Origin of the sequence: Aphanothece hegewaldii CCALA 016, assembly GCF_003007785.1 — a bacterium.
In the GTDB taxonomy this organism is placed as follows: domain Bacteria; phylum Cyanobacteriota; class Cyanobacteriia; order Cyanobacteriales; family Microcystaceae; genus Chroococcus; species Chroococcus hegewaldii.
The window spans coordinates 38,630-55,705 of record NZ_PXOH01000012.1; the positions used below are offsets into that span (position 1 = coordinate 38,630).

20 protein-coding genes are annotated in these 17,076 nt (G+C 37.9%); 12 read left to right on the forward strand and 8 right to left on the reverse strand.

All coding sequences use genetic code 11. From position 1 onward, the window contains the following. The first annotated feature begins 80 nt into the window (after positions 1-80). The 4 genes from C7H19_RS12415 (at position 81) to C7H19_RS12430 (ending at position 4,161) form a co-directional block, all read left to right on the forward strand. Entirely contained in the window at positions 81-2,327 is a 2,247-nt protein-coding gene (locus C7H19_RS12415) for a glycosyltransferase (RefSeq protein WP_106457200.1), read from the forward strand. A 35-nt stretch (positions 2,328-2,362) separates the two neighbouring features. Next, the gene (locus C7H19_RS12420) at positions 2,363-2,563 is read left to right on the forward strand and encodes a DUF2283 domain-containing protein (protein ID WP_106457201.1); all 201 of its coding nucleotides are present in this window, start codon (positions 2,363-2,365) and stop codon (positions 2,561-2,563) included. Between the two features lie 30 nt (positions 2,564-2,593). Beyond that, positions 2,594-3,406 carry an LmeA family phospholipid-binding protein gene (locus C7H19_RS12425; protein ID WP_106457202.1) on the forward strand — a complete coding sequence of 271 codons (813 nt, stop codon included), beginning with the start codon at positions 2,594-2,596 and terminating at the stop codon, positions 3,404-3,406. 71 nt (positions 3,407-3,477) lie between these two features. Further along, positions 3,478-4,161 carry a GerMN domain-containing protein gene (locus C7H19_RS12430; RefSeq protein WP_106457203.1) on the forward strand — a complete coding sequence of 228 codons (684 nt, stop codon included), beginning with the start codon at positions 3,478-3,480 and terminating at the stop codon, positions 4,159-4,161. Positions 4,162-4,170: 9 nt separating this feature from the next. Here the strand turns inward: C7H19_RS12430 and C7H19_RS12435 are convergent, their stop codons facing one another. After that, positions 4,171-4,602 carry a hypothetical protein gene (locus C7H19_RS12435; RefSeq protein ID WP_106457204.1) on the reverse strand — a complete coding sequence of 144 codons (432 nt, stop codon included), beginning with the start codon at positions 4,600-4,602 and terminating at the stop codon, positions 4,171-4,173. 147 nt (positions 4,603-4,749) lie between these two features. On the opposite strand from C7H19_RS12435, the gene C7H19_RS12440 reads away from it, so the two are divergent. From C7H19_RS12440 to C7H19_RS12455, 4 genes are all read left to right on the forward strand, one after another. After that, positions 4,750-5,166, forward strand: coding sequence for a XisH family protein (locus C7H19_RS12440; protein WP_106457205.1), 417 nt, complete (start codon positions 4,750-4,752; stop codon positions 5,164-5,166). Next, complete coding sequence (locus C7H19_RS12445) at positions 5,154-5,492, forward strand: XisI protein (RefSeq protein ID WP_106457206.1); 339 nt, start codon at positions 5,154-5,156, stop codon at positions 5,490-5,492. The genes C7H19_RS12440 and C7H19_RS12445 overlap by 13 nt, the downstream gene beginning before the upstream one ends. Before the next feature lie 178 nt (positions 5,493-5,670). Continuing rightward, positions 5,671-6,687, forward strand: coding sequence for a DNA (cytosine-5-)-methyltransferase (gene dcm, locus C7H19_RS12450; protein ID WP_106457207.1), 1,017 nt, complete (start codon positions 5,671-5,673; stop codon positions 6,685-6,687). Positions 6,688-6,727: 40 nt separating this feature from the next. Continuing rightward, positions 6,728-6,925: a hypothetical protein gene (locus C7H19_RS12455; protein ID WP_106457208.1), complete on the forward strand. Its 198-nt coding sequence runs from the start codon at positions 6,728-6,730 to the stop codon at positions 6,923-6,925. Positions 6,926-7,084: 159 nt separating this feature from the next. On the opposite strand, the gene nuoK is transcribed toward C7H19_RS12455, so the two are convergent. From nuoK to nuoH, 4 genes are read right to left on the reverse strand one after another with little or no spacing between them, the layout of a single operon-like run. Further along, entirely contained in the window at positions 7,085-7,390 is a 306-nt protein-coding gene (nuoK, locus tag C7H19_RS12460; protein ID WP_219907647.1) for an NADH-quinone oxidoreductase subunit NuoK, read from the reverse strand. Positions 7,391-7,401: 11 nt separating this feature from the next. Continuing rightward, complete coding sequence (locus tag C7H19_RS12465; RefSeq protein WP_106457210.1) at positions 7,402-8,019, reverse strand: NADH-quinone oxidoreductase subunit J; 618 nt, start codon at positions 8,017-8,019, stop codon at positions 7,402-7,404. 59 nt (positions 8,020-8,078) lie between these two features. Continuing rightward, positions 8,079-8,684: an NAD(P)H-quinone oxidoreductase subunit I gene (gene ndhI, locus C7H19_RS12470; protein ID WP_106457211.1), complete on the reverse strand. Its 606-nt coding sequence runs from the start codon at positions 8,682-8,684 to the stop codon at positions 8,079-8,081. Between the two features lie 53 nt (positions 8,685-8,737). After that, positions 8,738-9,856 carry an NADH-quinone oxidoreductase subunit NuoH gene (nuoH, locus tag C7H19_RS12475; protein ID WP_106457212.1) on the reverse strand — a complete coding sequence of 373 codons (1,119 nt, stop codon included), beginning with the start codon at positions 9,854-9,856 and terminating at the stop codon, positions 8,738-8,740. 292 nt (positions 9,857-10,148) lie between these two features. On the opposite strand from nuoH, the gene groES reads away from it, so the two are divergent. From groES to C7H19_RS12490, 3 genes are all read left to right on the forward strand, one after another. Next, a complete protein-coding gene (gene groES / locus C7H19_RS12480) occupies positions 10,149-10,460 on the forward strand; it encodes a co-chaperone GroES (RefSeq protein ID WP_106457213.1) in 312 nt (103 codons plus the stop codon). 45 nt (positions 10,461-10,505) lie between these two features. Further along, a complete protein-coding gene (groL, locus tag C7H19_RS12485; protein WP_106457214.1) occupies positions 10,506-12,134 on the forward strand; it encodes a chaperonin GroEL in 1,629 nt (542 codons plus the stop codon). 268 nt (positions 12,135-12,402) lie between these two features. Next, positions 12,403-12,615, forward strand: a complete 213-nt coding sequence (locus C7H19_RS12490; protein ID WP_106457215.1) for a hypothetical protein — start codon at positions 12,403-12,405, stop codon at positions 12,613-12,615. 56 nt (positions 12,616-12,671) lie between these two features. Here the strand turns inward: C7H19_RS12490 and C7H19_RS12495 are convergent, their stop codons facing one another. Next, the gene (locus C7H19_RS12495) at positions 12,672-13,325 is read right to left on the reverse strand and encodes an L-threonylcarbamoyladenylate synthase (RefSeq protein WP_106457216.1); all 654 of its coding nucleotides are present in this window, start codon (positions 13,323-13,325) and stop codon (positions 12,672-12,674) included. 9 nt (positions 13,326-13,334) lie between these two features. Here C7H19_RS12495 and larC point away from each other — a divergent pair, with 9 nt between their 5' ends. After that, positions 13,335-14,540, forward strand: a complete 1,206-nt coding sequence (gene larC / locus C7H19_RS12500) for a nickel pincer cofactor biosynthesis protein LarC (RefSeq protein ID WP_106457217.1) — start codon at positions 13,335-13,337, stop codon at positions 14,538-14,540. Here the strand turns inward: larC and C7H19_RS12505 are convergent. Both C7H19_RS12505 and C7H19_RS12510 read right to left on the reverse strand, forming a co-directional pair. Then, positions 14,513-16,735, reverse strand: coding sequence for a metallophosphoesterase family protein (locus C7H19_RS12505; RefSeq protein ID WP_106457218.1), 2,223 nt, complete (start codon positions 16,733-16,735; stop codon positions 14,513-14,515). The genes larC and C7H19_RS12505 overlap by 28 nt on opposite strands. A gap of 109 nt (positions 16,736-16,844) precedes the next feature. After that, on the reverse strand, positions 16,845-17,060 hold the full coding sequence (locus tag C7H19_RS12510; protein WP_106457219.1) for a high light inducible protein: 216 nt from the start codon (positions 17,058-17,060) through the stop codon (positions 16,845-16,847). Positions 17,061-17,076: the final 16 nt, after the last annotated feature.

Sequence of the window (17,076 nt, forward strand, 5' to 3'; positions counted from 1 at the left end):
ACCCTTATTGTTACTCCTTCCTCATATATCATTACAAACACCGCTAATCATAGAGAACACTAATTACGTTTCTTTTCATTATGCAAAGCTTAAAACCGATTGCGAGGTTTATTCAAAAAAATCCTGTATTATCACCTTTAACCACCTTTTTTCCGATTCATTTAGCAACTCTAGTTTTTTTCGGAGTAATTGTCTTTTTTTTCGCCCTTTGTTTTGCGTGGTTAACAGGTGAAGTAACGGTTACAAATTTCTTTGCTAAGATTTCTCAGTTTCAAGAAAATCCGCCATTTTGGGTAACGGTTCCTTCTGTTTCCCATCCCTTTTATCTTTTTTTACCAACACTTATTTTAATTTATATTACCCAAATTATACTAAAAGCGTCTCCACAACCTAAAACTTGGTCAAGAAATATTATTGTTTTTATTTTATTCTTTTTAAGCATTCGCTATTTTTGTTGGCGCATTTTAACGACTTTAAATTTAGCGACTCCAATTAACGGAATTTTTAGTATAGGACTTTTATCTATAGAAATTATCGTTTTACTCGCGGGTTTTATTCAGCTTTATTTAATGCTGAGAATTAAAGAGCGTCGTCAGGAAGCAGAACAATACAGCAAAGCCGTTAGAGAAGGAAATTATTTACCAACAGTTGATATTTTAATTCCCACTTATAATGAACCAGAATTTATCTTAAAGCGAACAATTATCGGCTGTCAAGCGATTGAATATCCACACAAAAATATTTACTTACTAGATGACACAAAAAGACCAGAAATTAAAGAATTAGCAATAAAAATGGACTGCAATTATATCACTCGTCCCGATAATCGTTATGCAAAAGCTGGTAACTTAAATCATGCGATACCTCAAACTAACGGTGAATTTATAGCAATTTTTGATGCTGATTTTATTCCGACTAAAAACTTTTTAGAGCGAACAATAGGTTATTTTAAGAAGGAAAAAATCGCACTGGTGCAAACGCCTCAGAGTTTTTATAATCCTGATCCAATATCGAGAAATTTAGGCTTAGAACAATGGTTTATTCCTGAAGAAGAACTATTTTACCGACACGTACAACTTTTAAAAGATGGGGTTAAAAGTGTTGTTTGTGCGGGAACTTCGTTTATTGTTAGACGGAGTGCATTAAGAGAAGTTGGCTACTTTACAACAGAATCAATTAGTGAAGATTATTTTACAGGAATTAGATTATCAGCTAAAGGTTATGAACTGGTTTATCTCAATGAAAAATTAAGCGCGGGTTTAGCTGCTGAAAGTATTTCCACTCATATTTCACAACGATTACGATGGGGAAGAGGAACTTTACAAGCTTTTTTTATTAAGTCTAATCCTTTAACAATTCCTGGTTTAAATATTCAGCAAAGACTCGGACATTTAGAAGGTTTGTTATCTTGGTTTTCGGTAATTACGCGACTTCTTTTCTTTTTAATGCCTATTTTATATGCTTTTACTAATATTATTCCTGTTCAAGCGACTTATGTAGAAGCTGTTTATATTTTTCTTCCTTATTATCTTATTAATTTTAGTGTATATCATTGGCTAAATTATCGTTCTAGAACAATTGTTCTCTCTGACATTGCGGCTTTGATTTCTGGTATTCCAATTGTAATTACTATTTTTCAAGTAATGTTTAAACCTTTCCAAAAAGGGTTTAGAGTAACACCAAAAGGTATATCTCGTAATCGTTATATTTATAATTGCAAACTGGCTTTACCTTTAATAATATTATGGCTTGCTACAGCAATAAGCATTTGTATTTATCTAAAAAAAGTTAGCCAAGGATCTGTAAATTACCAGTTAGGTTTATTTTGGAGTATACAAAATTTATTTTCAATGACTGTCGCTTTATTTGCTTTACTTGATGCTCCTAAACCTGATCATTATGAATGGTTTTCTTTAAATTATTCTGTTGAATTGCAGCAAGGAAATAAGATTATTATGGGAATTACTCAAAATATATCCGAAGCAGGAGCAGAAATTATTATTGATGAACTTCTCAACCTTCAAGAATCGATTTTAATCAATTTACTAGATGAAAAATTAAAGCTATTTGGAAAGATTACTCAGATAAACGCCTTTGAGAAAGGATTAAAAATTATTGTAGAATTTCAATCATTATCTAGAGTGCAAGAAAGAAAATTAATCGAACTTCTTTTCTGTCAACCTGAAAGATGGAAAGTTAAAGCAACACCAGGAGAGTTACAATCATTCTGGTTACTTTTGGGTAGTGTGGTGCGAATGTCAAAAATGTTACTTTTTGCTCTTGTTCGCGCTAAACCTAACACTAAATTTATACACAGGATAAAATAAAACCAATATACAAAATAAATATATTCTCTAAAAAAATGAATGCTGAATATGATCTAGAAGTAGATGTATTAAGAATTAATTGGAGTGAGTCTGAAATCGAAGAAAGCGATATTATAAGCCCTGGTGTTATCCTAGATTACGACGTGGAAAGTAATGTGATTGGAATTGAAATCTTAAACGCATCTAAAAAAATTAATAATTTTGTAGGGAAATCTAATTCTAAAATAAAAACTTAAAGGAAATATTTAATTAAAAAACTAAAAAATATGGAATGGTTAACCATTATTATCGCCAGTCTTCTTGGCATTCTCACACCCACAGGTCTAATTTTAGAAAAAGTCGCCGAAGATAACTTACGTCGTCAAGTCAAAGAAGTTGAACAATTATCGGTACGCATCGATAATGTTCCAAGTTATCAAGTGATTTCAGGCAAAGTTGAGCGAATTCGGTTAGCCAGTCGCGGAGTCTATCCCATAACAGATTTACGGATTGATACCTTAGAATTAGAAAGCGATCGCCTTAACATAGATCTAAATAAATTGCAAGGAAAAGAAAATAATCAAATTGCGCGATCTATATTTCGTGAACCGGTACAAGCTGCTGTCAGAATTGTCATCAAAGAAGAGGATATCAATCGAGCATTGCAATCCCCAAAAATCAAAGCACAATTGCAGCAATTAGTCAAGCAACTTCTCCCCAATCGTTCGGATTTTTCCGTACCTTCATTAGAAATTTTAAACGCTAACTTTGATCTCCAAGACAATAATCGATATCGTTTCCAAGCACAACTACAACAATCGAGTACAACAGATGCACCCGCCCAAACACTTGAGTTAGTATTAGAAGTGAGTCTTAATGTCATTCGAGGTAGACAAATTCAACTGTTACAGCCCTCTGGATCTCTAAATGGAAGAAAGTTATCAACACGTCTTTTAAATGGTTTTGCCGAGAGACTGAGTGAACAACTTGATTTACAGTCTTTGGAGAGAAACGGAATTACGGCTAGAGTTTTACAATTAAAGGGAGACAACAACCAGCTAGATTTTGCCGCGTTTGTTCGATTAGAACCACAAAAATAGGGAACAGTAGATACATTTAGACTGGTCAATAATTTAGGCGATTATAATCCATTTAATTTTAGGAGGCACAAATGGAGGAGAGAGGCAATAAAAACCGTTTTCCTTTGGGATCTATTTTTGGCGTTGCTTTAGCTTTATTGGCAACGGGAGGCGGTTTGACATGGTTTGCTATTGAGCAGATGAAATCTTCTCAAGTTTCCCCAAAACCCACTGTATCGCCTTCACCCGAAAACGTTAACCCTCCTGTGAGTTCGACTCCAAAAGAGATCAATAAACCCATTCCAGCAAAACCCGAACCTAAAGCCGAAACAGAAACAGTTCAAGTGTACTGGATTGATGGGACTCAAGGAGAAGTTAAATTTAATCCTATGCCCATTTCGGTACAAAAAACAGAGAATAAAAGTAAAACCATCAAACAAGCTTTCAGACTGCTTTTAGCGGGGCCAGTTGATAATACACATACGACAACAATTCCTCAAGAAACAAAATTATTAAAACTAAAACAAGATAAAAAAGGGATTCATATTGATCTCTCGCAAGCATTTACCCAAGGAGGCGGTTCAGATGTCATGATCGGACGACTCGCACAAGTTTTATACACGGCGACTAGCTTAGATCCTAATGCGAAAGTCTGGATTAATGTAGAAGGGGAACCTTTAGAGGTTTTGGGTGAGGGTGATGGATTAATGATAGATCAACCGATGACTCGTCAGAGTTTTAAAGAAAACTTCGATTTTAATGCCGAACCGCAATAACTACAATAACTAGGGCTGATTTTCGGGTGGTGGAATAACTTCGAGTGGTATACTTCCGCTAGGCTCAGTCGCTTCGGGTGGTGGAATAACTTCGATCGCTTGACTTTTGGTTGGTTCAGTTAATGTTTTTTGTGCTGTATCTTTTTCCATTAGTTTTTCTTTTGCTTCTTCTGTCTCGCTAACAGCTTTAGGTTCTGATGTTGGTTCTTCGGGTTTGCTTGTCTTTACTCTTTCTACTGTTTTTGGAGAGGATACAGTTTCTTCTTTTTGGGGTTCTTTAACGGCCTCTTGGATGGGTTCAGGAGAAGGATCAGTCGTTTTTTCTTGAATACCACATTCATTTGCTAAACCGAGAAAGCATCTCATTTCTTCCCTTGCTAGAGAGACAAATATTCCACTTACTGAAATTAGCAAAGCCATTACAGCTACCGCGTTTCTCATGATTTAGTATAAACTCCAGTTAATCACTAACCTTTGTTTATTCTAAAGTGCTTTATCGTAATTTTCCCAAAAAATAATTTTTGTTTTGGTCAAAGGGATTAGTACAATGTAATCAGAGTTAGAAATCACGATCTACAACAAGGAAATATGTCGGCTAGAGATACATTTCATGAACTTGTTAAAACGGCTCTTCAGAATGAGGGTTGGACAATTACTCATGACCCGTATCATATAGATTTAGGGTTTGTTGATTTTTATATAGATTTAGGAGCAGAACGGTTATTAGCTGCTACAAAGGATGATGAAAAAATCGCTGTAGAAATTAAAACGTTTCTTTCTTCTTCGACAATTTCAGCGTTTCATACAGCAATAGGACAATTTATTAACTATCGCATTGCCCTTGATGATGTTGATCCCGAAAGATTACTTTATCTGGCAATTCCGTTAAATATCTATAAACGCTTTTTTCAAAATTCTTTTATCCAAACAGTAATTAAACGTAATCAAATACCACTTTTAGTTTACGATATCGAAAAACAGGAGATCGCACAATGGATAAAATAAACTTATACCGTCAACATATTCAAGAATTGCTGACTGAACGCGCAAAACGTCGATCGCCTAATGATCCTGTTACCAGCGAGACGGTTTTTGACACAGTAAATGAGCGATATTTATTAGTACACGTTGGTTGGAAAAATAACAATACTCGGATTTATGGTTGTATCATACACGTCGATCTTAAAGATGAAAAGATTTGGGTACAATATGACGGAACAGAAGACGCGATCGCCGATCAATTAGTAGAAAGAGGAGTCCCCAAAAAAGATATCGTACTTGCTTATCACGCGCCTAATGTTCGACAATATACTGAGTTTGCCTTGGGTTAAACAAATAAAAAAGCCAGAGATATAAACTCTGACTTAGTAACTTTTTGATTCATAAAATATGTATATCAGGTAGGCGTTTTAAGCTATCCTGCCCCTGATGTCAGCTTTGTGGTAGTCTGCCCTATACTAGATATAATTAAAAATTATAGGTTGACTGAGTAACAGGAAAAAACAAAAAATGCTTAAGTTTATTGATTTATTTGCTGGTATAGGAGGCTTTAGAATTGCGTTTGAAAATTTAGGCTGTAAATGTGTTTTTTCATCAGAATGGAATAAATTTTCACAACAAACTTACGAAGCAAATTTTAATCATCGGCCATTCGGTGATATCACTTTAATTCCCACTTCGGAAATTCCCGATCATGATATATTAACGGCTGGTTTTCCTTGTCAACCTTTTAGTATAGCAGGAGTGACTAAACATAACGCTTTAGGAATTCGTCACGGTTTCGAGCATCCCACACAAGGAACTCTATTTTTTGAGATCGTTAAAATTATCAGGGAAAAAAGACCTAAAGCCTTTATCTTAGAAAATGTAAAAAACTTGCAGAGCCATGATAAAGGAAAAACATTTGAGGTAATTAAAAACGTTCTCTATTCAGATTTGAATTATCATATTCACTATCAAGTTATTGATGCTCGTTCCTTGGTTCCTCAGAATCGAAAAAGAATATTTATCGTAGGATTTGATCAATCCATTCAATTTAGCTTTCCACAATTGCCAGATGTTAAACTTAGAATTAAAGATATTTTAGAGAGTGAAGTCGATAGTAAATATACCTTAAGCGATCATCTCTGGAATTACTTACAAAAATATGCGATTAAGCATAAGGAAAAAGGAAATGGTTTCGGTTATGGATTAGTCGATCTAGACGGTATAGCCAGAACGCTAAGTGCTAGATATTATAAAGATGGAGCCGAAATTCTGATACCTCAAGTCGGCAAAAATCCACGTCGTCTAACACCCTCTGAATGTGCAAGATTGATGGGATTTCCTGAAACATTTATTATTCCTGTTTCTGATAATCAAGCTTATAGACAGTTTGGTAATGCGGTTGTTCCTCCCGTAGTTGAGGCGATCGGTAAAGAAATGTTGAAAAGTCTGGCTCATCCTGTTCCTGAGCGAGATATACTTGCAGAGTCATCTCTAAAAACATTAGTTATCAATCAATTAGAGCTTGCTTTCGTTTTTTAAGCTTGAGTATTTATGAGTGATCTGACGGAAATTTATCATTTTGACTCTCACTCTTATTAACCTGATCGAAACGATCAAAAACGCTTATTATATGCCCCCAGTTATATCTAAAATAGATAAGATTTTAGAAAACAGAGAGCAAAAAATTTATGAAGATGCTTTTAATGAGCTTCATGACATTATTCAAAATTCAAAACAGGAAGTACAAAAATTAATTGAATATTATAGCATTTCTTAAATTAAATTCTATAGGGTTTAGAGACCAAACCCCTACAAATCATCTGTATCTTATTTAATTGAAAAAGGCTAGATTAGCAAAAAGTTAATTAAAAAACTATCTAATAATAAAAAAGCCAGAGATATAAACTCTGACTTAGTAACTTTTTGATGTGATGAATTACCACTTCAATAAATTAAATTGTTCCATATCTGTCGTTTCGCGGTTACGGTAAATCGCCAAAATAATTGCAAGTCCAACGGCGGCTTCTGAGGCTGCGATCGCAATAACAAATAAAGAAAAAACTTGTCCTCTAATCGCTCCTGGATCTAAAAAGTTGGAGAAGGATAACAAATTAATATTGACGGCATTCAATAATAATTCAATTGACATTAAAACTCGTACCGCGTTCCGACTTGTTACTAAGCCATAAACACCGATACAAAATAAAGCAGCCGCTAAAAGTAGACAATATTCGAGTTTTATTTCCATAGTTTTTATTGAAGTGTAGATGATTCAGTTCCCTGGGGGGTTAACTCGCGTGGACGTTCGGGTAAAGTTAAAGCAGTAACGCTAGGATCGTCGGGGAGAATTTCGGGAATAAGATCCCGACGGGCGAGAATAATTGCACCCACCATCGCCATTAATAGTAATACGGAAGCTAACTCAAAAGGTAAGAGATAATCACTAAAGAAATGCTTACCCAATTCGACTAAAGTATTATCAATTACTGCTGGAGAAGTAGCAGATAATGACCAAGGTGTAATCAAAATCATCGTCGCTAACAGCAAAAATAAACCGACACAAACGACACCTGTAGCGGCTTTGCGAATCCAACGGTTAGGAATAATTGAAAAATCTTCTCGCTTATTAACTAACATAATGGCGAAAAGAATTAAAACAGTAATTGCACCCACATAGACGAGAATTTGTGCAGCCGACACAAAATCAGCATTTAATAGGAGATAAATGCCCGCAATACTGATAAAAACGCCCCCTAATAAAAAGGCAGAATAAACAATACTAGAGAGTAAAACAACGCCTAAAGCTGTACCAATGACCAGCGCGGATAAGATGCCAAAGGTTACAATCTGAACGCTTTCTGCTAAATTCACTTTGTGTAATTCTCCTCTTGCTTTTTGATCGATAAGGTGGTATGACCCACCCTATAACATTATTCATTTGTAGATGTTGAAACGGCTTCCATTTCTTTAACTAAATCTTCGGGACGTTTGCCAGGACGTTGACTACCGGCGGGTAAATCATGAGGACTCATCACCCCTTTAGGTAAGTATCCTAATTCCCGTAAAGGAGTCACCATCGGATCTTGAGTCACCTTGTAGGGTAAGCGTCCCAGTGCCACGTTATCATAATTAAGCTCATGGCGATCGTAGGAAGCGAGTTCATATTCTTCTGTCATGGAAAGACAATTCGTCGGGCAATATTCGACACAATTACCACAGAAAATACAAACCCCAAAATCGATACTATAATGTTTCAGTTCTTTCTTTTTAATCGCCTTGTTAAAAGTCCAATCAACTACAGGCAAATTAATCGGACAGACTCTAACACAAACTTCGCAAGAGATACATTTATCAAACTCAAAATGAATTCTACCTCGGAAACGTTCAGAGGGGATCAGCTTTTCATAGGGATACTGTACCGTAACGGGTCGGCGACGCATATGGTCAAAAGTAACGGATAGACCTTCACCAATGTATTTAGCAGCTTGTATACTGCCTTTTGCATAGTCGCTAACTTGTTTGAGGATGTTAAACATGGTCTTGATTTTATGAGACTTGATTTTATTAGACTAAGGGTAAGTGCTGTCAACTAACCACCAAAAGCGAAGGGAAAAGCTAACTTTAGGGCAGCCGTTAATAATAAGTTCACTAAAGAAACGGGTAAAAGGAACTTCCAACCTAAGTCTAACAGTTGGTCAATGCGAACGCGAGGAACCGTCCAACGCAATAAAATCGCCAAGAAAATCAGAAAATAGGCTTTGAGAACCGTCATCGTAATGCCTACAGCCGCTTGTATAATCTGTAGCCAAGAATTAGTTTCACTAACACCAATTAATCCGCCAAGTCTTTCTAGAGGTATTGGAGATTCCCAACCGCCTAAATATAGAACGGCAAATACTAAAGCCGAAAGAACTAAGTTGACATAAGAACCTACATAAAATAGTCCGAATTTCATGCCAGAATATTCGGTTTGATATCCGGCGACGAGTTCTTCTTCTGCTTCGGGTAAATCAAAGGGTAAACGTTCACATTCAGCTAATGCGGCGATCCAAAAAATGATAAATCCGACGGGCTGTCTCCAGATATTCCATCCCAAAATTCCAAAACCTGATTGCTGTTGGACAATATCGATCGTACTTAAACTATTCGACATCATAACAACAGCTAAAACCGATAAAGCGAGGGGAATTTCATAACTAATTGACTGGGCGGCGGCTCTCAGTCCTCCTAATAGGGAATACTTATTATTAGAAGCATAACCCGACATTAATAAACCAATTGGGGCAATACTTGATAAAGCTATCCAAAGAAAAATCCCGACATTGATATTTGTAATGACGAGATTTTGACCAAAAGGTACGATGAGATAGGAAACAAATACAGGAAGAACGACTAAAACGGGTCCTAGGGTAAATAACAAAGAATCAGCTTTAGCGGGGATAATATCTTCTTTAAAAACTAATTTCATCCCATCGGCTACGGGTTGTAATACACCCAATGGTCCGGCAAACTCTGGCCCGATACGTTGTTGAGCGGCGGCTGAAATTTTTCGCTCTAGCCAAACCACGACCAATACGCCAAAGGTGGCTACAATAATCATGGAAAACATGGGTAAGGGCATCCAAATGGTCTTAGCGAGTCCAGGGGAAAGTCCTAAATCTAGCAAAGATTGAATGAAGGTTTCTTGTAAATCTATACCTTGGTTCATATTGATCGATCCAAGAAGTTTATTGAATAGTCGGTTAGTTTTTTGTGAAGATTTTATACAAATCTCACTGTTCAGTATATCGTTAGTCTGGTGTTTGGATGGAGCCGAGACTACAGAAAATTAGAATTGATCCTATTGATATTTCCCGTTTTACATCTAGTTCGGATACCCGTACTTAGCTAGTGCTTGCATTTCCTTCACTCAATTGGCTACATTAGCACTCTAGGGGGTGAGAGTGCTAATCTAGAAGATGAACCTCATCCCAAAGTCATAGTCATCAGGAGGATTTTTCATGGCCGCTCTTAGCATCAACGTATCCACCGTAAAACCATTGGGTGAACGCGTATTCGTCAAAGTTAGCCCATCTGAAGAAAAAACCGCAGGTGGTATTCTTTTACCCGATGCAGCTAAGGAAAAACCCCAAGTAGGTGAAGTGGTTTCCGTAGGCCCCGGCAAACGCAACGACGATGGAACTCGTTCCCCTGCTGAAGTAAAAGTGGGCGACAAAGTTCTTTACTCTAAATACGCAGGAACCGATATTAAACTCGGTGGCGAAGAATATGTTCTGCTGTCTGAAAAAGATATTTTAGCAGTTGTTGTCTAATCATTACTCTTATTCACTTAATCCAAACAAGCAAAAAGTATACCTATGGCTAAATTAATCATTTACAATGACGAAGCTCGTCGCGCTCTCGAAAGAGGTATGGACATCCTTGCTGAGTCTGTTGCTGTAACCCTTGGACCCAAAGGCCGTAACGTCGTTCTCGAAAAAAAATTCGGCGCACCTCAGATCATCAATGATGGTATTACGATCGCTAAAGAAATTGAACTAGAAGATCACGTCGAAAATACTGGCGTTGCTCTTATTCGTCAAGCTGCTTCTAAAACTAACGATGTCGCAGGTGATGGAACCACTACCGCAACCGTTCTCGCTCACGCTGTCGTTAAAGAAGGTTTACGCAACGTCGCCGCAGGTGCTAACCCCATCGCCCTGAAAAAAGGAATTGATCGCGCTACTGAATTCCTTGTTGAAAAAATTGCTGAACACGCTAAACCGATCGATGATTCAAGAGCGATCGCACAAGTTGGAACCATTTCTGCTGGTAACGACGATGAAGTTGGACAAATGATCGCCTCTGCGATGGATAAAGTTGGTAAAGAAGGCGTGATCTCTCTCGAAGAAGGGAAGTCTATGACGACTGAACTTGAAATTACCGAAGGGATGCGCTTTGATAAAGGTTATATCTCTCCCTACTTTGTTACCGATCCTGAGCGGATGGAAGCGGTTCTTGAAGATCCCTACATCTTGATCACCGATAAAAAAATTGCTTTAGTACAAGACTTAGTACCCATTCTCGAACAAGTCGCCCGTCAAGGCAAACCTTTAGTTATTATTGCTGAAGACATCGAAAAAGAAGCTTTAGCTACCTTAGTCGTTAACCGTTTACGCGGTGTTCTGAATGTGGCTGCGATCAAAGCTCCTGGTTTTGGCGATCGTCGTAAAGCCATGTTACAAGACATTGCCGTTTTAACCGGTGGCGAAGTGATCAGCGAAGAAGCTGGACTTAAGCTCGAAACGGCTAAAATTGATATGCTTGGAAAAGCACGTCGCATCAACATCACCAAAGACAACACGACTATTGTTGCTGAAGGAAACGAAGCAGGTGTTAAAGCGCGTTGTGAGCAAATTCGTCGTCAGATCGAAGAAACCGAATCATCTTACGATAAAGAAAAACTCCAAGAGCGTCTCGCAAAACTCGCAGGTGGTGTCGCTGTAATCAAAGTAGGGGCGGCTACCGAGACTGAAATGAAAGATCGCAAGCTTCGTTTAGAAGACGCGATTAACGCCACTAAAGCAGCCGTAGAAGAAGGAATTGTCCCCGGTGGTGGTACAACTTTAGCTCATTTGGCTCCTCAACTCGAAGAGTGGGCAACCAATAACCTCTCTAATGAAGAGTTAACCGGTGCGATGATCGTCGCTCGTGCTTTACCCGCACCTCTAAAACGCATTGCCGAAAACGCAGGTCAAAACGGTGCTGTTATTGCTGAACGTGTCAAAGAAAAGCCGTTCAACGTCGGTTATAATGCCGCTAATAACGAGTTTGCTGATATGTTTGAGGCGGGGATTGTTGATCCGGCTAAGGTGACTCGTTCGGCTCTACAAAACGCAGCATCGATCGCAGGTATGGTTCTAACCACTGAATGTATCGTCGTTGATAAACCCGAAAAAGATAAGCCTGCTGCTCCTGCTGGTGGCGGTGGTGACTTTGACTATTAATTCTAAGTTAATTTAAGCTAATAAGAGGATGGGTTTATACTCATCCTTTTTTTGCTAGTACAATAGTGAATGCCCCTTGATTTGAAGATTGTAGGGGTTTGGTCTGGAGACCCTATTAGTAACTGGAATTTAAAACCAAATCCCTAATTAGTTTTATCATGAGAGAATCATAAATTCCCCAGTTAATTACTTATGATGCCAAGGCTGGAACTAATCCGACGACGGATATATATAATAAAACTAGAATGAGTTAGCTGAAGTCATCAATATGTCCATATTATCAGATGTAACGGTTGAGCAAATAATAATTGCGTTGGTTAAGCGATTACCTTTAGAAAGAAAGAAAGCGATATTTGAGGCACTTCAGAACGAATTAGAAGAGCGGGACAACCATTGGCTAAAATTGGCAGGAAAATACAAAGATGATCTACAATTTGATGAAATGTTAGCTTATATAGAAGCTGAACGAGTAGAAAATTAAAAGCGATCGCTCATAATCTCTAATTTTTGATTTTTGGTTTCATTTCACCTAGAGCATTAATTTTCTACATCAATCCAGTGTTGTAATTCTTCCCATCCTAAACCTTTGCGGACAATTTCTGGCTGTTGATTGGTGAAATCTATGATTGTAGAAACTTCAAATCCTTGCTCTGAACCATCTTCAATAATTAGATCGACCATGTTGTTTAACTCATCAAATAGTTTAGCCTGTTCTAAACCAATCGTCGGAAATTCTCCCTCTTCATTCGATAAATGGGCTGAAGTTGAAATAATCGGATTTGTTAATTCTTGTAACAAACCTTGACAAACGGCGTTATCTGGTACTCTAATTCCAGTGGTTTTGCGTTTGGGATCGACGACGAGTTTGGGGACTAATTTCGTTGCAGGTAATAAAAATGTATATGGACCTGGGATTAAACGTTTCATGATCCGGTATGCTTCATCAGATACGATCGCATATTCGGATATATTCGACAGGGAGGAACACAAAAACGTCAGGGGTTTATTATTAGATAATTGTTTCAGTTTCCTGACGCGTTCGACCGCAGATTTTACGTTCATATCACAACCGATCGCATACACTGTATCGGTAGGATATAACATAATAGCCCCCCCTTTAAGCTCACGACAAATTTCTTGTATACTTCGAGGCTGGGGATTTTTCGGATGTAGAGTATATACTTTAGCCATAGCTTATTTATGAAAAAGATAGCCTATCTTGACTGTCCAAGTGGCATTGCAGGTGATATGTGTTTAGGGGCGTTAGTTGATGTAGGAGTCCCGTTAGAATATCTGCAAGAACAATTAAAGCAGTTATCTATAGAACGAGAATACCATCTTTGGGCGGAAATCGTAAAACAACACGGTCAGAAAGGGACAAAAGTTCATGTAGATCTCACTTTTGATGAATCACATCATCATCGTCATCTAGAAGACATTGAATATATCATCCAACACGCGTCTTTACCTCCCAAAGTCACTCAGTGGAGTCTCAAGATTTTTCATCAACTCGCTGTAGCAGAAGGTGAAGTTCATGGAATTCCACCAGAAAAAGTTCATTTTCATGAAGTGGGGGCGACAGATGCCATTGTAGATATTGTAGGAACTTGTATCGGACTCGATTGGTTAGGTGTTGATGAGGTATACTGTTCAGCGATGCCGACGGGCGGAGGGACGGTTAAAGCGGCACATGGACGCTTAAGTGTACCGGTTCCTGCTGTGCTTAAACTCTGGCAATCTCGACAAGTTCCTATTTATAGTAACGGAATTGAAGCAGAGTTAGTGACACCGACTGGGGCTGCGATCGCTACTGCTTTATCTGTTCAGTTTGGCCCTCCTCCGGCGATGAATCTCCTTAAAGTCGGTTTGGGGGCGGGTACTAAAGTCTTTTCGATTCCTAATCTTTTACGGCTTTGGATTTTAGGGTCTACTTCCCATCATAGCACACATAAGGAAAAAATTACAGTTTTAGAAACACAAATTGATGATCTTAATCCTCAAGCGATCGGTTATCTTTATGATGTCCTTTTTGATGCGGGTGCGCTTGATGTTTTTACTCAAGCTATTTCCATGAAAAAATCTCGGCCCGGTTTTCTGTTAACGGTGATTTGTCCACCAGAAAAAATTACACTATGTGAAGCTATTATTTTTCGGGAAACCACGACTTTAGGCATTCGTCGTTTAACTCAAGAGCGTTCTTTTCTTGCACGAGATATACATTTTGTCAATACGGAATACGGACGCATACGAGTTAAGGTTGCACAAAAAGATCAAGAGATATTGAATATACAACCAGAATACGAAGATTGTGCGGCAATTGCTCGTAAATATAACTTACCTTGGCGCATTGTACATCAAATGGCGTTACAAGCTTGGGATCAAAGTTTCTCTAACAACACGGTATAGCGACTAAAAACAATATTATTAGGTTTCCAAGGAGCATACCAGTAGAGATCTTGAATAATATCGGTATTTTCAGCAATATTAAAAGAAATTACCCCTAAATTGTTCAATCCAACGACTTCTGTCCCTTCTTGTAGCCATTTGTTTTTCCAGATGAAAGATAGCCAATTTTTAGCCCGACGCATTTGGTGATAAGATTTTAGCCAAGTTACATCTTTTAGAGCAATGTGTGACGGTTGGCGTTTAATCCATTTGATAGAATACATAGCATCGGGTGTATCCAAGAATTGTTTTTTTGCGGATTTAATTTCTTTAACTTCAGCAGGATGAAACCAAACATACCATTTTCTATACGCTTCAGGAAATAAGGATTTAAGTTTTGTATGAACGATGCGGGTTTTTAGTTCAGCATTACTCAAGGAACTAGAAGTCATTTGCACTAATATATTAAGGTTTTGTGCTGATGATTTTTGATATTCTAAACGAACCGCAGAACCATAATGGATATCACCCGAAAGAACGATGACTTGTTGACGTTGTTCAAATAATACTTTTAAGAGTGTGGCTAATGCAGATTCGTTCAAGTTCCACCCATCACCCACATCATTACCGAATACTTTTCCTTTCTTTAATTCTCTTTCTTGTACCCAGTCAATGAGTTGTAAACTAACTAAATTAGTCGGTGCAATGACTAATGTAGCTTGAATTTCTTTATTATCTTTGGTTTGTTGCAGAGGTTTTTGGATTTGTTGCTCAAATGCTGTTGGACTGAGTAAACTAGGAGGTGCGATCGTTTTTGCAGGTGGAACAGGATAACCTCGTTGAGTTCGCGTATTTAAGATTAAGACTTCATAGTTGTGTGTTCTAACGGTGTAATGCCACTTTAAAGCGTGAGCAGAAGTGTCTAAAATAAAATAATCACCATCTTGTCTCATCTGAGGAAGTCCAGTTTTAGGATCAATTGGGGGTAAACCGAGATAAGATGCGATCGATTTTTCTATAATGGGATCATTTCCTTGAGACTGTGACCATTTGGGAACTAATTCGAGTAATTTTTCGCCACTTTCCCCATTGGTAAATTGTTCGGGTATATTTCCCCAAGCTTGGAATAATGAATATGCAAGTAAACCATTTTGTACGGTACGTCTTCCTAATGGTTTTCCGAGTACTCTTAAACACCATTCTTGATTAAGATACCAATCATCGCTAATATCATGATCATCAAAAATCATGTAAGTGGGAATATTCGCCAACAAACGCTGTACCTTATTTAATGTATAGATAAAGGAAGTCAGTGATTTTAATTCTTTGTCCCACTGTTTAGCTAATTTACTATCTTGATGTATTTCTTGTCCTGATGGGAATTGATGCGGCCAGAGTGTTGATGACCAGAATAACAAATAAGTAGCGCAATATTCACCATAACTCATTAGATGGCTTTTTGCTTCGATTTTTTTTGGTAGTCCTGCGGTTAACCCTGCTTGTACTTTAGCGACTTGACTGCGTTTTCCCGGTTTTAGCTGTTTTGGGTGAACCGACGAACTCGCTAAGGGTAAACTTTCTTCCCAACCCAGTAAAGTATCTCCAATATCCGTCAAAGCGAATAATAAGGGATCTGCTACATCATCTGCATAAACTTGATCACCTGTCAAGAAAAGTTGATGAAGTCTTAAGTTAGGATTATCGGCATATTGTTTAATTAAATCATCGAGAATAGGAAGCGCGTCTAAACCTTCTCCTTGGGGTTTGCGACACGAACCTTGTGCAATGCGTAAATGATTGATGTTTTGCGGTGGTAGAACAAAACTGGGTAAACCATGTTCAAAATAGCTAAGATTAATCTCTAGAGCTTGTCTTAGTGTTAACTTTTCGCTTTCTTCTTCAATTGGTTGAAAAGATAAATCATAGAGATAAACATTACCCGACTCCAGTATTGTACCGTTGATTGATTTTGCCGTTACTGCAAGGATGTGTAAATGCTGTCCTACGGCTACAGTTTCCCGAATTCCCGCAAAAATTACCGCTTGTTGGTTGTTTCCTCGTCCATCTTGGGTCGTATAAACTTGTAGCTTCACGGTGCAAGCTTTCTTGAGTGCCACCCAAACCGTTACAGAATGTTTCTCAGTTTTTTTCAGGATAGGCCCTGCTAAAATGAGTGGTAATTCTTCAAGACGATAACTAAGAGGACTCCAAGACATAGATTAAAGCCAACTGTAGCTCAAAAAGGATTAATCTATTTTAAATCCCTCTCTTAAGAAAGACACAGTGGTAGTAATGGTAGATTATCCCACCACTGTCCAAACTTTTTTAGAGACTGGTGAGAAATCCTACGATACCATGTCCGGTGAATGCTTCTAGCGCGAGAAGAGAGATAAAACCAATCATTGCTAAACGGCCATTAAGTTTTTCTGCATATTCGGTGAAACCCGCTTGTACACTGTTATCTACATACATTTTGGGTTCAACGGCAAAGTTATTTAATCTTCCTAATTCTTCGGTGGTGTAGCCTTTAGTGGTAGCCATGATTAATTCCTGTTGT